Annotated in this window: 23 protein-coding genes and 1 pseudogene; 5 read left to right on the top strand and 19 right to left on the bottom strand. The window is 62.4% G+C overall.

The genetic code is table 11. The features are described 5' to 3' along the window. Together VM94_RS29280 and VM94_RS26575 are read left to right on the top strand one after the other, a co-directional pair. Nucleotides 1–689, top strand: a 689-nt coding sequence (locus VM94_RS29280; protein WP_046686113.1) for a sensor histidine kinase, incomplete at its 5' end; no start/stop codon positions are given. Next, nucleotides 676–1287 (top strand): response regulator transcription factor, encoded by a 612-nt coding sequence (locus tag VM94_RS26575; protein WP_046686112.1) that lies wholly within the window; start codon nt 676–678, stop codon nt 1285–1287. The genes VM94_RS29280 and VM94_RS26575, both read left to right, overlap by 14 nt. 15 nt (nt 1288–1302) lie before the next feature. Here VM94_RS26575 and VM94_RS26570 read toward each other — a convergent pair whose 3' ends face one another. The 4 genes and pseudogenes from VM94_RS26570 to VM94_RS26555 form a co-directional block, all read right to left on the bottom strand. Beyond that, the gene (locus VM94_RS26570; RefSeq protein WP_046686111.1) at nt 1303–2403 is read right to left on the bottom strand and encodes a glycosyltransferase family 9 protein; all 1101 of its coding nucleotides are present in this window, start codon (nt 2401–2403) and stop codon (nt 1303–1305) included. Nucleotides 2404–2438: 35 nt separating this feature from the next. Beyond that, on the bottom strand, nt 2439–4172 hold the full coding sequence (msbA, locus tag VM94_RS26565; RefSeq protein WP_046686110.1) for a lipid A export permease/ATP-binding protein MsbA: 1734 nt from the start codon (nt 4170–4172) through the stop codon (nt 2439–2441). A 50-nt stretch (nt 4173–4222) separates the two neighbouring features. Beyond that, entirely contained in the window at nt 4223–5434 is a 1212-nt protein-coding gene (locus tag VM94_RS26560) for an O-antigen ligase family protein (RefSeq protein WP_046686109.1), read from the bottom strand. Between the two features lie 253 nt (nt 5435–5687). Next, nucleotides 5688–6926: pseudogene (locus VM94_RS26555) on the bottom strand (malic enzyme-like NAD(P)-binding protein); the annotation flags it as partial. A 206-nt stretch (nt 6927–7132) separates the two neighbouring features. Here VM94_RS26555 and VM94_RS26550 point away from each other — a divergent pair. The 3 genes from VM94_RS26550 (at nt 7133) to VM94_RS26540 (ending at nt 9354) form a co-directional block, all read left to right on the top strand. Further along, complete coding sequence (locus VM94_RS26550; RefSeq protein ID WP_046686108.1) at nt 7133–8158, top strand: LacI family DNA-binding transcriptional regulator; 1026 nt, start codon at nt 7133–7135, stop codon at nt 8156–8158. Between the two features lie 130 nt (nt 8159–8288). Continuing rightward, nucleotides 8289–8750 (top strand): hypothetical protein, encoded by a 462-nt coding sequence (locus VM94_RS26545; RefSeq protein ID WP_046686296.1) that lies wholly within the window; start codon nt 8289–8291, stop codon nt 8748–8750. Nucleotides 8751–8814: 64 nt separating this feature from the next. Continuing rightward, on the top strand, nt 8815–9354 hold the full coding sequence (locus VM94_RS26540) for a hypothetical protein (RefSeq protein ID WP_235433023.1): 540 nt from the start codon (nt 8815–8817) through the stop codon (nt 9352–9354). Here the strand turns inward: VM94_RS26540 and VM94_RS26535 are convergent. The 15 genes from VM94_RS26535 to VM94_RS26465 all read right to left on the bottom strand — a co-directional run bounded on the left by VM94_RS26535 (nt 9330) and on the right by VM94_RS26465 (nt 22370). Continuing rightward, nucleotides 9330–9953: a LysE family translocator gene (locus tag VM94_RS26535; RefSeq protein ID WP_046686106.1), complete on the bottom strand. Its 624-nt coding sequence runs from the start codon at nt 9951–9953 to the stop codon at nt 9330–9332. The genes VM94_RS26540 and VM94_RS26535 overlap by 25 nt on opposite strands. A 75-nt stretch (nt 9954–10028) precedes the next feature. Then, on the bottom strand, nt 10029–10814 hold the full coding sequence (locus VM94_RS26530; RefSeq protein ID WP_046686105.1) for an AraC family transcriptional regulator: 786 nt from the start codon (nt 10812–10814) through the stop codon (nt 10029–10031). Between the two features lie 5 nt (nt 10815–10819). Beyond that, nucleotides 10820–11671, bottom strand: a complete 852-nt coding sequence (locus tag VM94_RS26525; protein WP_138828998.1) for a retropepsin-like aspartic protease — start codon at nt 11669–11671, stop codon at nt 10820–10822. A 19-nt stretch (nt 11672–11690) separates the two neighbouring features. After that, nucleotides 11691–13154, bottom strand: coding sequence for a ribonuclease G (gene rng, locus VM94_RS26520; RefSeq protein ID WP_034747098.1), 1464 nt, complete (start codon nt 13152–13154; stop codon nt 11691–11693). 43 nt (nt 13155–13197) lie between these two features. After that, complete coding sequence (locus VM94_RS26515; protein WP_046686103.1) at nt 13198–13818, bottom strand: Maf family protein; 621 nt, start codon at nt 13816–13818, stop codon at nt 13198–13200. A gap of 8 nt (nt 13819–13826) precedes the next feature. Further along, a complete protein-coding gene (gene rlmH / locus VM94_RS26510; RefSeq protein WP_034747108.1) occupies nt 13827–14297 on the bottom strand; it encodes a 23S rRNA (pseudouridine(1915)-N(3))-methyltransferase RlmH in 471 nt (156 codons plus the stop codon). Between the two features lie 6 nt (nt 14298–14303). After that, nucleotides 14304–14993, bottom strand: coding sequence for a ribosome silencing factor (gene rsfS / locus VM94_RS26505; RefSeq protein WP_046686102.1), 690 nt, complete (start codon nt 14991–14993; stop codon nt 14304–14306). Then, nucleotides 14994–15641: a nicotinate (nicotinamide) nucleotide adenylyltransferase gene (gene nadD, locus VM94_RS26500; RefSeq protein ID WP_260687280.1), complete on the bottom strand. Its 648-nt coding sequence runs from the start codon at nt 15639–15641 to the stop codon at nt 14994–14996. It lies immediately after the preceding gene. Between the two features lie 20 nt (nt 15642–15661). Then, a complete protein-coding gene (gene hemF, locus VM94_RS26495; RefSeq protein WP_046686101.1) occupies nt 15662–16576 on the bottom strand; it encodes an oxygen-dependent coproporphyrinogen oxidase in 915 nt (304 codons plus the stop codon). Nucleotides 16577–16677: 101 nt separating this feature from the next. After that, entirely contained in the window at nt 16678–17481 is an 804-nt protein-coding gene (locus VM94_RS26490) for a hypothetical protein (protein ID WP_046686100.1), read from the bottom strand. Further along, nucleotides 17478–18125, bottom strand: coding sequence for a hypothetical protein (locus VM94_RS26485; protein ID WP_046686099.1), 648 nt, complete (start codon nt 18123–18125; stop codon nt 17478–17480). Before VM94_RS26485 ends, VM94_RS26490 begins: the two co-directional genes overlap by 4 nt. Nucleotides 18126–18129: 4 nt before the next feature. Continuing rightward, nucleotides 18130–19404 carry a hypothetical protein gene (locus VM94_RS26480; RefSeq protein WP_046686098.1) on the bottom strand — a complete coding sequence of 425 codons (1275 nt, stop codon included), beginning with the start codon at nt 19402–19404 and terminating at the stop codon, nt 18130–18132. Nucleotides 19405–19487: 83 nt separating this feature from the next. Continuing rightward, nucleotides 19488–20234: a hypothetical protein gene (locus VM94_RS26475; RefSeq protein ID WP_046686097.1), complete on the bottom strand. Its 747-nt coding sequence runs from the start codon at nt 20232–20234 to the stop codon at nt 19488–19490. 81 nt (nt 20235–20315) lie between these two features. Further along, nucleotides 20316–21584, bottom strand: coding sequence for a phosphoribosylamine--glycine ligase (purD, locus tag VM94_RS26470; RefSeq protein ID WP_046686096.1), 1269 nt, complete (start codon nt 21582–21584; stop codon nt 20316–20318). Between the two features lie 60 nt (nt 21585–21644). Then, on the bottom strand, nt 21645–22370 hold the full coding sequence (locus VM94_RS26465) for a YebC/PmpR family DNA-binding transcriptional regulator (protein ID WP_046686095.1): 726 nt from the start codon (nt 22368–22370) through the stop codon (nt 21645–21647). Between the last annotated feature and the right edge of the window lie 81 nt (nt 22371–22451).

Genomic DNA, 22451 nt, shown 5'->3' with positions numbered 1-22451 from the left:
AAATGGCGGCCGCCCTGGCGCACGAGCTGAACCAGCCGCTGACGGCCTTGTCGACCTATGGCAAGGCCTGCGAATACCTGCTGGAGCGGGGCGAGAACGGCGCCTTGCTGCAAGGCGCCATCGGACACATGATCGTGGAATCGGGACGCGCCGCGGACGTGGTGCGCCGCCTGCGCGATTTTTTCCGCACGGGGGCGATGCAGCTCGAAGCGGTCGAGGCGAGCACCCTGATCGAGGGCCTGGCGCGCCAGTTCACGCCGCTGTTCCATGAGCATGGCATCGAGCTGGTGCTGGCGCCGCCGTCGTCGCTGGCCGTCAACGCGGACCGCCTGCAAATCGAGCTGGTGCTGCGTAACTTGTTGGCCAATGCACAGGATGCGGTGATGGGCCAGCCGCGCGGCCAGCGCCGCATCACGGTGTCGGCCGAGCGGCTCGAGGGCGGGCGGTTGCGCCTGTCCGTGGAAGACAGCGGGCCCGGCGTTTCCAACAGCCTGGCCGCACGCCTGTTCGAACCGTTCGTCTCGACCAAGGCCAGCGGCCTCGGGCTGGGGCTGGTGCTCAGCCGCAGCATTGTCGAGGCGCATGGCGGCCAGCTGTGGGCCGAAGTGGGCAAGCATGGCATTTTTCGTTTTATCCTGCCCCTGGCGCACGCCAGCGCAGCCGCTACGGGAGAGTATGGTGACAAGTAATTTGACGGTGTTTATCGTGGATGACGATCCCGCCGTGCGCGATGCGCTGGGTTTGCTGTTGGGCATACGCGGTTACCGCACGGCGCTGTTTTCCTGCGGCGAGGATTTCCTGCACAGCTGGCGGCCCGAGTGGGCCGGCTGTCTGCTGATCGATATCCGCATGTCGGGCATGGATGGCCTGAGCCTGCAGCGCTGCCTGCTTGAGCTCAAATGCCTGCTGCCCATCATCATCATCACGGGGCATGGCGACGTGGCGCTGGCACGCCAGGCATTCAAGGCGCAAGCCAGCGATTTCCTGGAAAAACCATTTGATCATGACAAGCTGCTGGCCGCCATCGAGGAAGCGTTTTCGCGCGAAGCGCATGCGCGCGGCCAGTTGCAGCGTCAGGTGGAAGGGCTAGCTTTGCTGCGCGCCTTGACGCCGCGCGAGCGCGAAGTGATGCAGCTGGTGGTGACGGGCCAGCACAACCGCGATATCGCCCCGGCGCTGGGCATTTCCGTGCGCACCGTGGAAGTGCACAAGGCGCGCCTGATGGAGAAGCTGGGCGTCGATAATGTGGCCGACCTGGTGCGCATCAGCATGCTGGGCACCGGCTAGCCACTGAAGCGTTTTTTAGGCGATGGTCTTCAATACCTGATCGCTTGAAATCGCCTTGACCCAGTCGCTGCGCCGCGCCACCGTGATGACGGTGCTGTTGGCGCTGTCGAAAGGCGCCCATTCCGGATTCTTCTTGCGCATCAATGCCACCACGGGCACATGCACGGCGTTCGCCAGATGCATGATCGATGTTTCCACTGAAATAATCAGGTCGCATTGCGCCAGCATGGCCGGCAGCTGGAAAAAGTTGTCGACGGCACTGAAGGCTTGCGTGCGCGGCAAGTTGTGCGTTTGCACGACGGCATTCACCTTGGCCAGTTCCTGCGGCATGGCATTGATCAGGAAGCAGGCATGCTGCCATTTCGGCATCGCCTGCATGCGCGCGATCAGCTCGGCAATGCGCTCCAGCGGCCAGCCGCGCTTGTGCGACTTGGCAAACGGATTCAAGAGCACGAGCGGACCCTGGCGCGGGGCAAAGTTCCAGGCGGCCAGTTGCTCCTGCGCCTGTTGCAATGCGTGCTCGGGAATGTGCACGAAGGGATAGCGTTCGGCCACGGGAATGTCGAGTCCCGTCAATTGATGGAACCAGTCCGCATACACGCTGCTGATATGGTGCTCGCCGGCATCTTGTCCCGCATACGAGGCCAGCACGGCGTCGATCTTGCGGTAGGCCAGGTAATGCCAGGGGCGAAGCGGGCTGAACGGCTTGCGCGTGCCGATCACCAGCCCGTGCGGGCTGATCGCGCGGGCAAGGTCCGCATATTGCTGTGGCCGTACATGGGCAAGCGACACGACGACAGGATAGCGCTCCGCCTGGGCTTCGCGCAGTGACTCTTCGTATAGCGCGGGGCTGTAGGTCTTGCGATACACCTTGGAAAACAGGCCTGACTGTTCGACCCAGTCGTACAGCGAATAGGTGCGCAAGCTTTCCCATTGTTTGGCGTCGGACGTGCGCCGTACTTCGTCGACCCACAGGTGGATCTGGATGTGGGGGTAGGCCGCGGCAAAGGCGCGGAAACCGTTTTGCAGGTAGGTAAAGTCTCCCAGCGCCAGATGGGCGATGAACAGAATTTTTTCCGACTTTTGTAGAAGTTCGGCGGGAATCAAAGGCGTCATGTATCAGTACGATTTCAGGTATTCATTCGATGGTGTCATACCACTTGCTGGGAAAATTGCAGGCGATGCAGATTGGCATACGCGCCGTTGGCATCCAATAATTGCTGGTGACTGCCGGTTTCCATTATTTTCCCATGTGACAATACCACGATACGGTCCGCACGTTCAATTGTTGATAGCCGATGAGCAATAACTAAGGTGGTTTTTCCTTGCATCAGGTGCTCCAGTGCCGCCTGCACGGCCCGTTCCGCCTCCGTATCCAGTGCCGAGGTGGCCTCATCGAGGATCAGGATGGGCGCATCCTTGTAGATCGCGCGGGCGATGGCCACGCGCTGGCGCTGGCCGCCGGACAGGCGCGAGCCGTTGTCGCCCAGGCGCGTTTCCAGGCCGTCGGGCAAACCGTCGATGACGTCCGACAGGAAGGCGGCTGCTGCGGCCGCTTCGATGCGCTGGCGGTCCGGTGCCGCATCGCCATACGCGATGTTGGCGGCCAGGGTATCGTCGAACAGCACCACTTGCTGGCTGACCATGGCGATCTGGCTGCGCAGGCTGGTCAGGGCGATGGCATCGATATTTTGTCCATCGAGCAAGATTTCACCGCTGCTGGCCGAGTAAAAACCGGGCAGCAGGCTGACCAGGGTCGATTTTCCGCCACCGGACATGCCGACAAAGGCGACCGTTTGTCCTGGCGCGATGCTCAGGTCGATGTGTTGCAGGGCTGGCTCCGGATGTCCGGGATAGGCGAAGCTCACGTCCTTGAACTCGATGCGGCCTTTGCTGCGGCCAGCGAGCGGCTTGCCGCCTGTGCGCTCCGGTGTCTTGTCGATCAGCAAGAAGACTTCTTCGGCGGCGGCCATGCCGCGCTGCAGCGGGCCGTTGACTTCGGCCAGCTGCTTCAAGGGCGTCAGCAGCATCAGCATGGCCGTGATGAAGGAAACAAAGCCGCCCACCGTGATTTGCCCCTGTTCCGACTGGAACAGGGCCATGACGATGACCAGGGCCACGGCGGCTGCCGTGATCACCTGCGTAATGGGCACCGTGGCGGAAAAGGTGGTGGTCATGCGCATGCTGTAGCGGCGCAATTGCTCGGCGCGCTCCTCGAACCGCGTCTTCTCGTAATGCTGTCCGCCGAAGATCTTGATCACTTGCTGGGCGCGCGTAGTTTCTTCGATGACCTGGGTCAGCTCGGCATTGACGGCCAGCGAGTCGCGGTTGAGTTTTTTCAGGCGCTTGCCCGTGGTGCGCACGACGATGGTCAGCACGGGCAGCAGCACCAGTGTGACCAGGGTCAGTGCCCAGTTCAGGTACAGCAGCCAGGCGAGCAAGCCCAGCACGGTCAGCGAGGAGCGCACGATCGAAGTAAACACCTTGGTCACCATCTCGATGATCTGCTGCACCTCAAACATGATGGAGTTGATGACTTTGCCCACCGTGTGCGTGTTGTAGAAGTCGATGGGCAGGTTCAGCATGCTGGCAAACATCCTGCGGCGCAATTCGTTGAGGATGCGCGTGGAGACATAGCTCATCAGATAGCTGCTCGCAAACGTCGATGCGCCGCGGATGGCAAAGATGCCGATGACGATCAGTGGCACCAGCCAGAAAGAAAAACTCACCTTGCCGCCAAAGCCATTGTCGAGCAGCAACTTGAGCGCATACGGCAGCAGCGGTTCCGTGGCCGCCGTGACGACCATCGCCAGCAGGGCCAGAGCCAAATGTTTCTTGTAGGGCGCGTGCAGCGCGGTGAGGCGCTTCAGGTCGGGCGTGAGCATCGGTAGGGTTCCTTGCAGGGACAGCAAAAACGGTCAGGCGGAAAACGAGTTCAAGCGATACGCTCTTGCTGGCGCAACAGGGCCCACAGTATCACCATCGGGAAGACCAGCATGATGATGCCGATATTCAGGGTTAGCGAGCTCGTCGTCAGGCCAAAAACAGGATAGCAAGTACACAATATTACGCCAGCCAGGGCATATGGCCGTGCTGCGGCTGTGCTGTGGCGCAGAGCATGTCCAAACAGGGTTAGCGGAACAATAAATAGCGCCAGCAATGCCAGTAGACCGATGATGCCGCGTTTGACTAAGGCGTCGAGGTAGTCATTGTGGGCATTGGTATACGCGCTGATGGCGCTACTCATCTTTCCCTCTGCCACGAGTTCTTGTTTTTGTGCCAGATAGCCGGTGCGCCCCATACCTAGCCATAGATTCTGCTTGGACATCTCCAGCGCGGTGCGCCACATCTCAAGACGTTGCCCCACAGATGTAGCCGCATCGCCGTTGCTTTCGAACTTTTCCAGTTCAGCGACCGCAATGATCGCGCGCTGGTAGACAAGCGAGCTCGGCATTGCATAGGCCACTGCGACTATTGCAAGCAACAAGGTGAACATGGCGATCCGGTAGCGTTTGCCATAGTGTTTGGCATGATGTACGGCGATGATCAGGAGGCAAATGGGCAGTACTACCCAGCCACCCCGGCTGCTGCTGATGATGGAGCCAAAAACGCCTGCCAGGCCGCCAGCGAGCAATACGCAGAGCCAGACGAGCGAATGACGTTGCTCGCGGGCCCAGCCGAGACCTGACAAAGCCAACATGCCAAATAGCATGCTGGCGTTCCCGTAGTGGATCGGATTGCTTGTCGCCGCTTGTGGCCGTACGATGTTGGTGTCGAGAAATTGCATGAAGGCCAGTGTAGCGCCGGCCACGGCACCAATTGCCAGCCCACTCCACCATGCAGCAGGGCGGGGCGGATAGGCTATCAACAGGAGCAGCACGGGCACGGCCAGCAGTGCCCGCAATGGCATGTCGAGTTCGCGGGCAGGATCTGCGTGGTACAGCATGTTGGCCGTGAAAACACAGAAATACAGCAATAGGGTGCCCAGCAGCAGATAATCGCGGCGTTGCAGGTTCAGACGGGGGCGTTTCCACAGCAGCCAGCTACTGGCCAGCAGGAGAACCAGCGCGCCAAGCGAATATCCGCTGTTGACAGCCAGCGCCAATGCCGAAAAGAGAAAAACACAAACAGAGGTCAGGCCGAGCATGAATATCCTTGGTAACGCGCGTGTCGCCATTATGGCAACTGTAGCAACATAAAGTAGGCGTCATTGTAATCGAAGGTGACTGCAAAAACGCCCATGGGGGAATTTGCTCTTCGATAACTATTTAAGCAGTCTCAAGGGGAAGAATGAAAAAAACCATGGTTTTTAGCCATGGTTTTTTTGTAAGCAATGGTAACTTGCTGTTATTTTGCCAAGGCCGCAAGGCCTGTCATGTGTCTTAGGCTTTGGCTGGCACGCGTGTGGCCACGCCGGTGGCGATGGCCGCTTGCGACACGGCAGGCGCGACCCAGCTGCGCAGGCGTTCATCGAACGGCGATGGAATCAGCTGCAGCGGCGTCAGCGCGCTGCTCTCGTGACCCGGCAACGGCTCCTTGGCCAGTGCGGCGATGGCGCGCACGCAGGCCAGCTTCATTTCTTCGTTGATGGTGGTGGCGCCCACGTCGAGCGCGCCGCGGAAGATGTATGGGAAGCACAGCACGTTGTTGATCTGGTTCGGGTAATCCGAGCGGCCCGTGGCCACGATGGCGTCGTCACGCACGGCATGCACTTTTTCCGGGGCGATTTCCGGATGCGGATTGGCCAGGGCGAAGATCAGCGGCTTGGCGGCCATCGATTCGACCATCTGCGCGCTGACCACGCCGCCCTTCGAGACGCCGATGAAGATGTCGGCGCCGACCATGGCGTCGGCCAGGTCGCGGTCGCTTGTGTCATTCGCGTAGCGCGCCTTGTTCTCTTCCATGTTGGCATCGCGGCCCGGGTAGATCACGCCCTGGCTGTCGCACACTTTCAGCAGCGACTTGTTCAGGCCCAGCGAGACGAGCAGGTCCAGGCAGGCGATCGAGGCGGCGCCCGCGCCCGAGACGGCTACCTTGACGTTGCCGATGTCCTTGCCCACCAGTTCCAGGCCGTTCAGGATGCCGGCCGCGACGATGATGGCCGTGCCGTGCTGGTCGTCGTGGAAGACGGGAATGTTCATGCGCTTGCGCAATTGCTGCTCGATGTAGAAGCAGTCGGGCGCCTTGATGTCTTCCAGGTTGATGCCGCCGAAAGTCGGCTCCATGCGCACCACGGTGTCGATGAACAGGTCGGGATCGTTCTCGGCCAGTTCGATGTCGAACACGTCGACGTCGGCGAACTGCTTGAACAGGCATGCCTTGCCTTCCATCACCGGTTTGCTGGCCAGCGGGCCGATATCGCCCAGGCCCAGCACGGCCGTGCCATTCGTGATCACGGCCACCAGGTTGCTGCGCGACGTGTAGGTGCCGGCTGTGCGCGGATCTTCCACGATGGCTTCGCAGGCGAAGGCCACGCCCGGCGAGTACGCCAGGGTCAGGGCGCGGGCGTCGCCCAGCGGTTTGGTTGGCGTGACGGAAATCTTGCCTGCGCGGGGTTGCGCGTGATAGGCGAGGGCGGCTTCTTTCAGGTTGAAGGTCTCGCCGTTCTGTTCGGCGTGCTTGCTGTGCGAAGTAGACATAGGAATTCTGGGAAGGGCAACCGGGCCCGAGTGGTAAGTCCGAGCCATGGTATGCAAGCGTTTGCACGCTGTCAAGGCTGGATTGTACTTAAGCACAACAAAACCGCTTTGGGCAACGGCATTAATTCAATGCAAGCGTTTGCTCGGTTTTTGACGAAATGAGCATTTTTTGCGATAAAATCACGCTATTGCGATCCGGGAAGCCCATGACAAACAAGAACCCCACCTTAAGCGACGTTGCGCGGGCCAGCGGCGTGCACTTTTCCACCGTGTCGCGCGTGATGAACCCGGCAACGCGGCAAATGGTCAGCGCCGAGGTGGCCGCGCGCGTGCTGGCCGAAGCGGGCCGGCTCGGCTACCGGCCCAACCGCGCCGCCTCCACCCTGGTCACGCGCAAGTCGCGCATCATCGGCGTGGTCTTGCCCGACATTACCAATGCTGTTTTCCCGCCGATTCTGCTGGGCATCGAAGAAGGCTTGCGCAAGCATGGCTACCTGGCCATCGTCACCAACGTGGGCGCCGACGAGGAAGAGCAGCTGTTCGTCATCAACCGCCTGCTGGGGCAGCAGGTCGATGGCCTGATCCTGGCCACGGCGCGCCGCGACGATCCCGTCATCAAGATGTGCATCGACCAGAACGTGCCCGTCGTTACCGTCAACCGCAGCGATGAAAACGGCGTCGCTTCCTGTGTCGTCAGCGACGACGTGGTGGGCATGCGCCTGGCCGTCGAGCATTTGCTGGCGCTGGGCCACCGCCATATCGCGCACATTGCGGGCCCGGAAAATTTGTCTACCGGCCATGTGCGCCGCCTCGGTTTCCTGGCCGCCATCCAGGCCAGCGAACTCGATCCCTCGCAAGCGTTCGTCTTTGAAAGCAGCGGCTATTCGCGCGAATGCGGCAAGGAGGCGTTGCTGGAACTGCTGCGCCATTCGCCGCGGACGACGGCCGTGGTGACGGGCAGCGACCTGGTGGCCCTCGGCTGCTACGACGCCATCCGCGAGCTGGGTTTGAGCTGCCCGGAAGATATTTCCATCGTGGGCCACAACGACATGCCGTACATGGACATGATCCGTCCACCGCTGACCACCATCCGCATCCGCCACCACGGCATCGGCACGGAAGCGGCCCGGCTGATCCTGCAAACCATCGCCTCGCCCGATTCCCCAGTGCTCGACGTGCGCCTGAAACCCGAACTGGTGGTGCGCGAATCGACGGCCGCGCCGCGCGCCTGAGTCTGCCACTTGTTGCCCTTCTTTTGCTGGAGTATGTTTAAATCTTGATATTGATCAATCAAGACAACGTCATGCAGACGACAGCAAAACATACACAGCAGGGTAGCCGCTGATGCCGAAGAACTTCGGCATGTCCGGCAACGCTTGGCGTTATGCGCTGGACAGCGACTATGGCTATTGCTCGCCCTTGCTTGACGGCATAGAGTTTGAAAACGAGTGGGTGACGATACGCGAATCGGCGATCCGCATCCGCGCCGGCTATGCCTGGGATGGCTGTTCGCCCTGCATCAGCGTGCTCGGCCTGTTTTATGTGGGCACGCCTGATGGCGCGCAGCACCTGGGCTTGCCGGCCACCTATCATGCCAGCCTCGTGCATGACGTGCTGTGCCAGTGGCGCGCCGACATTCCCGTCACCCGCGCGCAGTCGATCGCCATTTTCCACCAGTTGCTCAGGGAGGTGCGCTTCCCCTTGGCGGGACTGTATGCGGGCGCCGTCTTCCTGTTCGGACCACGGCGCGGCTTCATGCAGCCCGGCACGCGCGCCGCAACGGCCGCCCCGCACCCGCCGGGCGCGACATTAAAGCGGCGCTAACGCCGCCGCCGATGCGCCATGATGTTAAACTGGCGCCCCTCAACGTATTTTGCCCTCTATCGCCATGACCAAAATCAACACGCCTTCCCCAAAACGCCGCGAAGAGGGCGTCGCCAAGCTGACCGTCAATCCCTTCCTGGACGCAGAGTTTTACGCGCGCATGCGCGATTACACGGAACGCGACGCGGCCATCATCAAGGAATTGAAAGCGATTGCCGAGATTCGCGCCGGCAACAAGCAGCCCGACCCGCGCCTGGCGCCGTCGCTGCAAGCACTGCGCGATACCGTCAAAAAAGGTTTGACGTTTGGCGAGATGCTCGACCGCATCGCGGCCGGCAAGGAAAAAGGCTTGTGGGAACCGTGGATGACCACCTTCGGCATGGAAATCCGCGCCGTCAATTACGGTGCCGGCCCGCGCAACGCCTGCCTGGTGCTGGACCTGGCCGCGAATGCCCCCGCGCACGCCATGTTCGCCAAGGCGGGCATCCAGAACTGGCGCAGCCTGGCCGCCGACGACTGCTCCGTCGTGCGCTCGGAAAAGGCGACGGAAACGACGCCCCTGAAAGTGTATGCCGTGTTTTACCTGGATCCGCTGCCGGCCTGAGCCAGTAGCCCTATCGCTAACGCAATCAGCATCACGCCCGACATCCGTTCCAGCAACGGCAGCGCGCGGGCAAAGCGCTGCCTCAGGGCGGTGCTGCCGATGGCCAGCGCCACCGCCATATCCCACGCCAGCACGGCAAAGACCATCCACGCGCCATACGCCGTCATCGCGGCGGGGCTCGTCTGCCTGGCGGCCAGCACGGTGGCCAGGCTGACGTAGAACAGCGCATTCTTCGGGTTCAGGATGGCCGAGACAAAGCCCATCGCGACCCCACCGCGCCAGCGCGCCTTGCCGGCGGCGGGCGCCGCCTCCAGGTTGCTCTTGCCCGCATGGCGCAGGAATAGCCAGCCCAGGTACAGCAGATAGGTGCATCCCGCCAGCCGCACCACCATGAATGCCGTACTGCCCGCCCGCAGCACCGACAGTCCGCCAAACGCCGCCACGATGAACACGGCATTGGCCACGGTAATGCCCACGCACGTGCCGGCGGCGCCGCGCCAGCCGTGGGCCAGCGAAGTGCGCGCGATCAGGAAAAAATCGGGACCGGGCGACAGCAGGGAAAGAAAGTGGGCGGCGGCGATGAAGAGAAAATCCTGCATGGAGTTAGGCTCGGGCAATGGCGATGCGCGAGTATGCAGGGGCTGGCGGCGGCCTGTATTGAAGAAAATTGCAGCTTAGCGGTAGCGCCCCGGCGTGATGCCCGCATGCGCCTTGAAGACGCGCTGCAGATGGCTCTGGTCGGCAAAGCCCAGTTCATGCGCCAGCTGCGCCAGCGCCGTCCCCGTCTGCAGGCGGCTGCGCGCGCGGTTCACGTGCGCGTTCAACTGGTAGGCATGCGGCGTCATGCCCGTGGCGGCGCGGAAGGCGCGGATCAATTGATACGGGCTCAGGCCCGCCGCTTGCGCCAGTTGCCGCAGGCTGGCCGAGGGTTGCGCCTGCAGCGTTGCGAGCACGGGCGCCAGCCGCTGCGGCACGGGCTTGCGTTCCGACGGCAGCGGTTCCGCGCTGGCGCCGACGCAAGCGCCCAGAAAGGCCAGCAGCGCCGCATTTTTTTCGCCTGCGCCGGCCGTTGAAAACAGCAGCGCATTCACGGTGCAAAACTGCGCGTACAGCAGGGGGCAATGGAGCACGCGCGCCGTGTCGCCATCGAGCGCAGGCGCGTGTGCCTGCAGCCATTGCGCATCGAGATGCAGCATCTGGTAGCTCCACAGGGTGTCAGGCAGGGGGTTGCAGGCATGCACGCAGCCGGCCGGCACCAGCACCAGGCTGCCATTGGCGAGCAGGGCCTGGCCATCCTGGCTGCCCGTAAAGATGCTGCCGCCGGAGTCGACGGCGCCGATGGAAAACGTGGGATGGCTGTGCGGCTTGTAGCACGCCCGGCTGTGGCAGGCGCGCCGGCTTTCCACGTGGGGCAGAGCCGGGTCGCGCCAGAAGGCGGTGGTGCTATCGCTTGCGTACATAGGCCTCAACCAGCCGGCGCGGGAGGGCGCAAATACAGCATTTGATGTTGCAGGTCGAACAGCACCGGCATTTGCCTGAAGAAATCCGTGCCCAATATCCCATCTGCCTTGAATGCATCCGGCAACGCCATCAACAGGGGCGAGATGCTCTTTCCGCCCGGTAGCGGCAGTGTGATCGTGCGGCAGGGAAGTCCGGGCCCCAGTTTGAAAGCGCATTTTTCCACGCGCGAAAACGCTTCGGCTGCCGAACTTTTTATAATGGAAATGGAGGCGGCCGTGTCGAGCACCAGGCGATAGGTTTTCTTGCCGTCGGCCAGATGCAGCAGCAAACCTTCATCGATGCGCTCATATGGCACTGCCAGCCATCCGGCAGGTGGCGCGGCGCCATCGCTGGCGCTGATCTGCAGGGTGCCTGCCGGCAGGTCGAACACGACCCGCTTGCCGGCAAAAAAATTTAATCCCAGCACCGACATATTTGCCGGCAAGCCCTTTTGCTCGCCCAGCGCCAGGCCCCATGGCGTCAGAATGACGCCCTGCATGGCAGCGAATGGCAAGCCGTTGACGGTCAGCGCGGGAACGAGAAATTCGTCCGATGCATGAACTTTGCCTGCCAGATCGATGCTTGTGCGTTGCCGGCCCGTGTAGGCCAGCCCTGGCAGCGATTGTGCGACCTCCGGCGTCAGGTGCAGGCTGGTGCTTGCACCCGTGTCGAGCACGAACGGCAGCGTCTTGCCGTTCAGCTCCAGTTGCACCACGGGCGTGCCCTTGGCGAGGGTGACGGGGAGCGTGGCGTTAGTAGCGGCCAGGGCCGTCGATGCGCACAGCAGCAACAGGCACAGGGCAGCGTTTGTTGTCATGGTCAGCGTGCGCAAAGGACTACATCAGGATCACGTCGTACTGCTCCTGATGGTAGGCATTCTCCACCTGCAGCGAGATTTTCTTGCCGATGAAATCACCCAGCATGGCCAGGTGCTGCGATTCTTCCTCTAAAAACAGATCCACCACTTCCTGCGAGGCGAGGATGCGGAATTCGCGCGGGTTGAACTGTTTTGCTTCGCGCAGCAGTTCGCGCAGGATTTCATAGCAGATGGTGCGCGAGGTTTTCACCTGGCCCTTGCCGGCGCAGGCGGGGCATGGTTCGCACAGGATGTGGGCCAGCGATTCGCGCGTGCGCTTGCGCGTCATTTCCACCAGGCCCAGCGGCGAGAAATTGCTCACCGAAACCTTGGTGCGGTCGCGCGACAGGGTGCGTTTCAGTTCGGCCAGCACGGCGTTGCGGTGCTCGGCGTTGTCCATGTCGATGAAGTCGAGGATGATGATGCCGCCCAGGTTGCGCAGGCGCAGCTGGCGCGCGATGGCGTGCGCCGCTTCCAGGTTGGTCTTGAAGATCGTGTCGGCGAAATTGCGCCCGCCGACAAAGCCGCCCGTGTTGACGTCGATGGTGGTCATCGCCTCCGTCTGGTCGACGATCAGGTAGCCGCCCGACTTCAGGTCGACCCGGCGGCCCAGCGCGCGCAAAATCTCTTCTTCCACGCCATATAAATCGAACAGCGGGCGCTCGCCCGTGTAGTGCTGCAGGCGCGTCAGTTCGCTGGGCGTGTAGATTTCAGCAAATTCGCGCAATTTCACATAGTTTTCGCGCGAGTCGACCTGGATGGTGGCCGTTTCATCGCCGACGAAGTCGCGCAGCACGCGCTGCGCCAGGCTCAAGTCCTGGTGCAGCAGGCTGGTGGCGGGACGCGTGCGCGCGCCGTGGGTGATTGTGCTCCAGGTCTTGCGCAGGTAGTCGACGTCCGCCTTCAGGTCCGCGTCGGACGCGTCCTCGGCCATGGTGCGCACGATGTAGCCGCCCTTTTCATCGGGCGGCAGCAGGCTTTGCAGGCGCACGCGCAACTGCTCGCGTTCCGCTTCCTTCTCGATCTTCTGCGAAATGCCGATATGTTTATCCTGCGGCAGGTACACCAGCATGCGTCCGGCAATGGAAATCTGCGTCGACAGGCGCGCGCCCTTGGTGCCGATCGGGTCCTTGATCACCTGCACCGTCAGCACCTGGCCGTCAAAGAGGATTTTTTCGATCGGCGCCGGCGTAGCGTTCTGGCCGTCGTGGCCGCGCGCTTCCCAGATGTCGGCCACGTGCAGAAAGGCGGCGCGCTCCAGGCCGATGTCGATGAAGGCCGACTGCATGCCCGGCAACACCCGCACCACCTTGCCGGAATACACATTGCCGGCCAGGCCGCGCGTGAGCGTGCGCTCGATGTGCAATTCCTGCACGGCGCCCTGCAGGATGAGGGCGACGCGCGTTTCTTGCGGCGTGATATTGATCAGGATGTCTTCGTTCATGGAGGCGCGGGAGTGGAGGCAACGAATGACATCATACCCGGGATCAGGGCAGGGGCAAACCTGCTTCACGCAGCAATTGCGCCGTCTCGTACAGGGGCAGGCCCATGATGCCGGAATGGCTGCCTTCGATGTGCTCGACGAACAGCGCGGCGCTGCCCTGTATGCCGTAGCCGCCGGCCTTATCGTACGGTTCCGGCGTGGCGCAATAGGCGGCGATCGAGGCGGGCGAGAGCACGCCGAAGCGCACCTGCGACACCTGCGTGCGCTGCTCGGCGAAATTCTTGTAGTGCACGGCGATCGAGGTGAGTACCTCGTGCGTTCGGCCCGACAACTGCTCCAGCATCGCCACGGCCTCGGCGCGGTCGGCCGGCTTGCCGAGGATGACGCCGTCGATGGTGACGGTGGTGTCGGCCGCCAGTACCGGACGTGGCGTCAGGTGGCGGCGGCGCACCAGGTCCCACGCAAAGGCGGCTTTTTCATTCGACACGCGGGCGACATAGTCGAGCGCCGATTCGCCGGGAAAGACTTCCTCGGTGACGTCGGCGCCGCGCGGGCCGTCGCTGCGCAGCAGCAGTAATTCGAAATCGACGCCGATCTGGCGCAGCAGTTCGCGCCGGCGCGGACTTTTGGAAGCGAGGTAGATCTTGTGATCAGCCGTTTTCATGGGGGAGTTCAGACGCGGTGATAGGGGTGGTTTTGCGTGATCGACCAGGCCCGATAGAGCTGCTCGGCGAGGATCACGCGCACCACGCCGTGCGGCAGGGTCATGCTGGAAATGCGCAGCATGCCTTCGGCACGTGCCTTGAGTTGCGGATCGAGACCGTCGGCGCCGCCGATCAGAAAAGCGGTGTCGCGGCCGTCCTGCTGCCACGCCATCAATTGCTGCGACAGGCCGACGCTGGTCAGGTCCTTGCCGCGTTCGTCGAGGGCGATGATGCGTACGCCCTTGGGCAGGACGGCTTCGATGCGTTCGCGTTCGAGCGCCATCGCCGTGGCGGCGGTCTTGCTGCCGGAACGCTCCACCGGCTTGATTTCTTTCAGCACGATGCGCAATTCCGGCGGCATGCGCTTCGCGTATTCCGCGAAGCCCGTCTCTATCCAGGCCGGCATTTTATGGCCGACCGCAGCGATGATGAGCTGCATCGAGGCTTACGCTTCGACTTTTTTGATACGCTTGATCACGGTTTTTACCGGTGCAGCATCGGCTGCCGGCTTGGCCGCGCGTGGGGCGCGTACTTTTTTCTCTGGCAGTGCTTTCAGCGCTTTCACGGCAGCCGCTTCGGTCTTGGTTGGCGCGACTTTCACGGTCTTGCCGACAGCTTTGGAAGCGGTGGCTTTTTTCGCCGGGGCTTTCTTGGCGGCGGTGGCTGCCGTGGCTTTCTTGGCCGGCGTCTTTTTCTCGATCACGGGCGAAGCTTCCACATTGGCCTTGCTGGCTGCCAGATGGCCGCTGACCTTTTTCGGCTCGTCGCCGGCCGCTTTTTTCGGCGCGCGCTTGGCGGCACCCAGCTTGACCGGGGTGTCGCCCCAGATTTCTTCCAGGCGGTAGTAGGCGCGGATAGGCGCTTGCATGATGTGGACGATCATGTCGCCCAGATCGACCAGCACCCATTCACCGGTTTCCTCGCCTTCCATGCCGATGATCTGGCCGCCGGCGTCCTTGACCTTGTCGCGTACCGAGGCGGCCAGCGCCTTGGTTTGACGGTTCGAGGTACCAGAGACGATCGCGATGCGGTCGAACAGGCTGGTCAGGTGACTCGTTTCGAAGACGGCGATGTCTTGGCCTTTGACGTCTTCAAGGGCGTCAACGACGAGGGTTTGCAGTTTTTTGATGTCCATTTAGCTTTTGTATAAATTATGTTGTTCAATATAGTCTAGCACTAGCGGGGAAACAAGCGAGTTTGCCCGATTCCCCCGTTGTAATGCCGCACGTATTTCGGTGGCGGAGATATCCACCGCGAAGTCCTGTGCCAGATAAGTCAGACCGTGCGGCGTGTTGCGGATGCTTTCCAGAGACCCCAGGCGGCGCGAAAATTCGTCGGCGACCACTTGCGGTACTGCTGTGTCATTCAGCGCGAAGCCGGGGCGGGCCGCGACGCAGATATGCGCGTATTCAAATAATTGCTGCCATTCGCGCCATGTCGCGAGCCGCTGCAGCTGGTCGGCGCCCATCAGGAAAACGATGGAAGCGCGCACTCCCAGCTCGGCGCGTACCTGGCGCAAGGTATCGATGGTGTAGCTGGCCTGGCCATGTTCGCTGCGCTCGATTTCCTGGCGGTCGATCACCACGGGCAGGGGCAGGCCGGCAAAGGCCAGGCCGGCCATCTCGGCGCGCTGCTGGCCGGTGGCGCCCAGTTTATCCTTTTGCCAGGGCGCGCCTGCCGGAATCACGCGCAGTTCATCGGCGTGCAGCAGGCTGGAAAAATGCGTGCCCAGCGCGACATGGCCCATGTGCACCGGATCGTAGCTGCCACCCAACAGCGTCACGCATGCCGTACCGCTTTCCTTCACGCCTGCAGCCAGTCGCGATGCACGAGGAAGTCAGTATACAACGCCGCTTCCGGACTGCCCGCTTCCGGGTGCCAGTCGTAGCGCCACTTGACCACGGGCGGCATCGACATCAGGATCGCCTCGGTGCGTCCGCCCGACTGCAGCCCGAACAGGGTGCCGCGGTCGAAGACCAGGTTGAACTCGACATAGCGTCCGCGCCGGTAGCACTGGAAATCGCGTTCGCGTTCGCCGTAGGGCGTGTCCTTGCGGCGCGCCACGATCGGCACATAGGCTTTGACGAAAGCGTCGCCGGCGCTGCGCATCATGGCGAAACTGCCGTCAAAGCCCAGGGCGTTGAAGTCGTCGAAGAAGATGCCGCCGGCGCCGCGCGCTTCGCGCCGGTGCTTCAGGTAGAAATAATCGTCGCACCACTGTTTGAACTTCGGATGCAGCTCGTCGCCAAACGGCGCCAGCGCATCGTGGCACACCTGGTGGAAATGCTTCACGTCGTCCACGTCGCCGTAATACGGCGTCAAATCCATGCCGCCGCCGAACCACCATACGGGTGCGCCATCGGCATTGACGGTGCTGAAAAAGCGCACGTTCATGTGCACCGTGGGCGCGTAGGGATTGCGCGGATGCAGCACCAGCGACACGCCCATCGCTTCCCAAGCCTTGCCACCGAGTTCAGGGCGCGCGGCCGCGGCCGATGGCGGCAATGCTGCGCCGGTGACGTGCGAAAAATTCACGCCGCCACGCTCGAACACATTGCCTTCCTCGATCAGCCGCGAAATACCGCCACCGCCCTCGGGGCGCTGCCAGGCATCGGTCAGGAAGGGCTTGCCATCCTGCGCTTCGAGCGCCTGCACGATACGGCTTTGTAAATCGAGCAAATAAGCCTTGACGGCCGAAGGAGAGGGAGTTGACGACATCGCGTGGGCCGACGAGGCCGAAATAAAAAAGTAAGGACGGATTGTACCCTGTAACGGATTTTTGTGATAGCAAAACCGGCGATGCTGTTGCCGGCCCTGCTTTACTGACGCGGCTTGTCCTGTATTACCTGCACCTCGAATTGGGGCGCATCCGCGCCTGGCTGGCGGGCGCCCTCCACCATGCTTGTCGCGCGCTGTTGCAGGTCCGTGCGTTCGATCGTGTCGGCCGGCTGCACCAGCGGTGCCACGGGCACTGGCTGCTCGCGCTTGAACCATGCGCGTCCTGCATACGTCAGCATCGTCAGTATCGCCAGCAGCAGTGCCGCAGCCATGATGGTGGAAGGGCGCGGGCGGGGCCGGCCATATTGAGTCGGCGGTTTGCCGGCGGCATCGACGATCGCGCGTGCCAGTTGCGAGCCGTTCGCGCGCGTGCGCGCTTGCAGCTCCTTGTATTGCAGCGGCGATAGCGTGCCCTGTTTCAGCATGTGGCGCAAGGCCGCGACGGGCGTGGCGGCCAGGTGATAGTCTGGTAGGCTGTCGTGGGCGGCGTCACGCTGAAACTGGTTGATCAGGTTCTCGCCGTACAGCGCATCGATCGCCTCGCGGTTCACCTGCTGCAGCGCGGCGCTGGCTAGTTGCCGGCGTGGTTCATCGGCGGGCAGCTTGCGCAGCATCCTGAAAAAACGCTCCTCGGCCACCAGTTCGGCGCTCAGCAGCCAGGCCAGCGTCTTGATCTGGTCGGCATTCATTGCCAGTTCAGGCACATCGATGTCTTCGGCAGCATTGTGCGCGCGCTGCAGCTCGATGATCTGCAGCTCGGCCAGCGTATCGTCGTATTCGTCGCTGGTGATCAGGTCCAGTTGCCGCAGTTCGCCGAGTGGTTTGAGGCGCGGATCGGTGCTCATGGCCGCAGGCCTCCGGTCACAACACCGTAAAGCACGGACATCACCAGGATCATGCCCAGCACGATCAAGGCGCTTTTCCAGGCCGGTGGCCGCTTGTACGGGATGCGGTCGTGACCATGACGCAGCCTGGACGCTTCCATGATTTCGCGCGCCAGTGCGCTGCCATGTTCACGCACGTGCGCTTCCAGCGCCTCGAACTGCGCCGTGGGCAGGATGTCGTTTACCACCAGCCAGCGCATGGCGATCCACGGCGTATAAAACATGCGGTCGGCCGGCACCGCCGCATGTGCAGCATCGCGCTGGAACTGGTTCAGCAAATCGAGCTCGTATAAGGCGTCGACCTCGCGGCGGTTGTAGTACCGCACCCCCTCTGCTGCCAGCGCCTGTTGCCGGGGTGGCAGTGTGGCCGCGCGCTTGTCGAAGTCATTCTTGGGCAGCAGATCGGTCAGCAGCAGCCAGCCCAGGGTGGTGGCCAGGTCGGCGTCCTGCGCCAGTTCCGGCATGTCGACCGGCTCCTCGGCCGGGTGCAGGCGCTCATGGGCGGCGATATCGCGTTCCGAGTTGGCCTCGTCGAGTTCCTGCGCGGTGATCAGGCCCAGCTGGTGCAGCTGGTCCAGCGATGCGTGGGGCGGTTCGATATGCATGGACTTATTCTTTTACTTTGGCCTGGCGCAGCTCCAGGGCAAATTGTGGCGTTACCGACCAGCCATTGCCGGCAGCGTCGCGTTGGAAGGTAAACTCGCCTTCCTGCATCACTGCCGTGCCGCCGTTGAGCATGCCCAGCAAGGCGTCATTGCGTTCGATCAGCAGGCGGCAGGAATAGATGCCCGGCGAGATTTCCTTGCATGGCGCCAGCGGTTCGATTTCGGCGATTTCGCGCGTGCGCTCCATCGATTGCGTCAGCGAAAACGCTTGTCGTGGCTGGGGCATGATGCGCGCACCATCCATGCCGTCGCGGAAAGCCTTTTCCAGCGCCTCGCGCCCCAGGGGCTTGGCTTGCTGGGCAAAGTCGCCATCCTCGATGGTGCCAAAGCGCGCTTGGACCAGCAACGGTTGCGCACCCGTATAGCTGATGCGGCTCTTGCTGCCGCTGTCGTCGCGCGCGACGGTATAGGCATAGCCCATCTTCTTGCCATCGAGTGCTATCGTGGCCAGGCAGCCACGGATATGTTGTGACGAGGCGTAACCGGCTTCTTTCACGTCGTGCAGGCTTGCTTTGCCCGTGCCTTCCGGCGCCGCCTTGTTGAGCATGCGTGTCATGGTGGTGAGCGTGTCGGTGGAGTCGCACTCGGGCACGGAATTGCCGCTCATCACATACCAGACCATGCCGGCCAGCGCCAGCGGCGCGCCGATCAGCCAGGCCAGGCGCGAGCCGGGAAACAAACCGTCGAGGACCACGCCGCGTACCGCCTTTTTATGTTCATCCTGGCGCGCTTGCGCATGCCGAACCACGCGCTTTGCATCGTCGCTGCCGCCGGCCTCGATGCGCTGCACCGTGGTCTTGAACTGCGCGCGCGGCAGCAGCCCCACATGGAGCATCCAGTTCAGCGCTTCGCCCGGCGTGGGCAGCAGAACGTCGCCGGGCAGGTGCGGCAGCGCCTGTTGATAAAGCTCTGGCGTAATGATCGCTTCGTCGCGCAGATGATCGAGCGATTCGCGATTGAGCACCTCCACCACCTGCTGCAAGATCGACAGGCGTAGTGCCAGCTCGTCGCCGCTGAAGTGGCGCGCCACGCTCGACGACAGGCTCGTCACATCCTCGGACGTAACGATCTGGCGCCGGTACAACCACAGCAAGGTGTCGGGTAGCGGCGTACCGATGGCAAGCTGCGGCAAGTCGGGATGCGCCAGCGCCTGCTCGCGCTGGCGGCGCGTGAGCAGCTTCAGCACATGCAGCGCCTCGACGGAAGTATGCGTGGACACGGGGAGATTGCTTGTCATCGGGAGTGGGTTTATCAAAATTTAAGATGATAAATTTTACAATGCAATCACGTTTCCCCGGCGTACTATTGAAGTTGTGCCTGATCCAGTTCTGTCCTGAACTGCGGTGTTACTGACCAGTTCTTGCCATTTTTGCTGCGCTGGAAAGTAAAGTCGCCTTGCTGCAGCACCGAGACGGCCAGCACCTTGCTTGCGGCAGCCGGCGCAAGGTCGTTGCGGGCCAGCAGCAGGCGGCAGGAAACCACGCCAGGCAATACTTCCTTGCATGGTGCCAGCGCTTCAATATCGCCAATTTCACGGTAGTGCTGCGGCGACACCACTGCGTTGAGGTTGACATGGTAGAGCGGCTTGCCGCGCAGTGCATCCATGCCGGCCAGCACCGCCTTCTTCAGCCCATCGCGCCCGATGGGCTGGCCCTGCTGCGCAAAGCCGCCATGCCAGGCGATGTCGGCAAAGCGCGTTTGCACGATGCCCGCATGCGCGTGGTCATACTCCAGGCGGCTTTTGCGGCGGCCTTCCACACGCGAAATGGTCCAGGCGTATTGCAGCGGCTTGCCGTCCTCGATGATGGTGGCCACGCAGCCACGGGTTTTTTGCGACCAGGCATAGCCGGCCTGCTTGACATTGTGCAGGCTGAATTTGCCATCCGTGACCGCGGCCACGGTTTGTCTGGTGTCGCAGCGTGGTATGGCATAACTGCTGAACCAGTACCAAGCCAGGCCGGCAACGAGCAGCGAGGCAAGCGTCAGCCACGCAAGGGGGCTCACCGGGGCATCGTTGTCTGGTGCGGCAAGGCCGGTTGGTATGGTCATGGCGAGGAATGGAGGTGACAATCAAAACGGGCCGGGCGGATGAATTCCGCGCCGGCCCGTCGTGTGATCGCTATGGAGCGATCAATGCTTCAAACCGCGCCAGCCGATGTCGCGGCGGTATTGCGCGCCGTCGAAATGGATTTTTTCCACGGTTTCATACGCCTGCTTCTGCGCCATCTTGATGCTGTCGCCCAGGCCCACCACGCACAGTACGCGGCCACCGTTGGTGACGAGGCGTTCGCCGTCGATGCGGGTGCCCGCATGGAAGGTGACGGAGTCCGGCGTTTCGGCAGGGATGTCGCCGATCGCCGTGCCCTTGACGGGATCGTCCGGGTAGCCGGCGGCGGCCATCACGACGCCAACGGCCGTGCGGCGGTCCCATTCCAGTTCCACGGCGTCCAGGGTGCCGTTGACGGCGTGTTCCATGACGGTGACCAGGTCGGTCTTCAGGCGCGCCATGATCGGCTGCGTTTCCGGGTCGCCCATGCGGCAGTTGAATTCCAGCGTCTTCGGCGTGCCCTTGTCGTCGATCATCAGGCCCGCGTACAGGAAGCCCGTGAACGTGATGCCATCCTTGGCCATGCCCTGGATGGTCGGCACGATGATCTCGCGCATGACGCGCGCATGCATGGCCGGCGTGACGATCGGCGCCGGCGAATACGCGCCCATGCCGCCCGTGTTCGGGCCCTGGTCGTGGTCCTTCAGGCGTTTATGATCCTGGCTGGTGGCCAGCGGCAGGATGTTCTTGCCGTCGCACATGACGATGAAGCTTGCTTCTTCGCCGGCGAGGAATTCCTCGATGACGATGCGCGCGCCGGCGTCGCCGAACTGGTTATCGGACAGCATCATGTCGACCGCCTGGTGCGCTTCTTCCAGGGTCATGGCAACGACCACGCCCTTGCCGGCGGCCAGGCCATCGGCCTTGATGACGATCGGCGCGCCCATGGCGTCGATGTAGGCATGCGCGGGAGCGACGTCGGAGAACGTCTGGTAGGCGGCCGTCGGGATGCCGTGGCGCTGCATGAAGGCCTTGGCGAAGTCTTTCGACGATTCCAGCTGCGCCGCTTCTTTCGTCGGGCCGAAGATTTTCAGGCCGCGCGAGCGGAACAGGTTGACGATGCCGGCCGCCAGCGGCACTTCCGGGCCGACGACGGTCAGGCCGATGTGTTCCTGCTGAACGAAGTCGGCCAGCAATTGCGGATCGCTGATGTCGAGATTGACCAGGCGCGCATCGCGCGCGGTGCCGCCGTTGCCCGGCGCGACATACACCATCTGTATGCGTTCGGACTGGGCCAGTTTCCAGGCCAGGGCGTGTTCGCGGCCGCCAGAGCCGACTACCAGAATTTTCATAGGGACCGTTCGTTCAATGTGGGTTGCAGGGCGGCGGTGCCGCCCTTGAGTACAGAGTGATTAATTCTCTATTAACGCGTTGGTAAATACTTCCTGGACATCGTCCAGCAGTTCCAGCGCATCGATCAGCTTTTGCATCTTGATGGCGTCGTCGCCCGTGTAGACGGTTTCCGTCGCCGGTTTCATGATGACTTCTGCCACTTCGGCCTTGAATCCGGCCGCTTCCAGCGCTTCCTTGACGGTGGCGAAATCGTGCACGGGAGTGACCACTTCGAAGCCGCCTTCTTCGTCGGCGATGACGTCGTCGGCGCCCGCTTCCAGGGCCGCTTCCATCAGTTTGTCTTCGTCGGTGCCCGGCGCGAACAGCAGCTGGCCGCAGTGCTGGAACATGAAGGCGACGGAGCCTTCGTTGCCCATGTTGCCGCCGTTCTTGTTGAAGGCGTTGCGCACCTCGGCTACCGTGCGTACCTTGTTGTCGGTCATGCATTCGACGATGACGGCCGCGCCGCCCACGCCGTAGCCTTCGTAGCGTACTTCTTCGTAGTTGGCGCCATCGACGCCGCCGCTGCCGCGGTTGATCGCGCGCTGGACGTTGTCTTTTGGCATATTGGCGTCAGCCGCCTTGTCGACGGCCAGGCGCAGGCGCGGATTGGTAATGGCGTCGGCGCCGCCCATGCGGGCCGCGACCGTGATTTCCTTGATCAGGCGCGTCCAGATTTTGCCGCGCTTGGCATCGGTGGCAGCCTTTTTATGCTTGATATTGGCCCATTTGCTATGTCCTGCCATGTCGAATCTTCCTTAGACGGGTGTTCAATTGTGGCCGACATTTTAGCATATCGGCCCCCTGGCAAGCGGCATGGCCCCGTC

The organism is Janthinobacterium sp. KBS0711 (genome assembly GCF_000988085.1).
Classification (GTDB): Bacteria; Pseudomonadota; Gammaproteobacteria; order Burkholderiales; family Burkholderiaceae_D; genus Janthinobacterium; species Janthinobacterium lividum_E.
The sequence above is the reverse complement of the archived record's forward strand: the minus strand, read 5'-3'. Positions and strand labels throughout refer to the sequence as shown.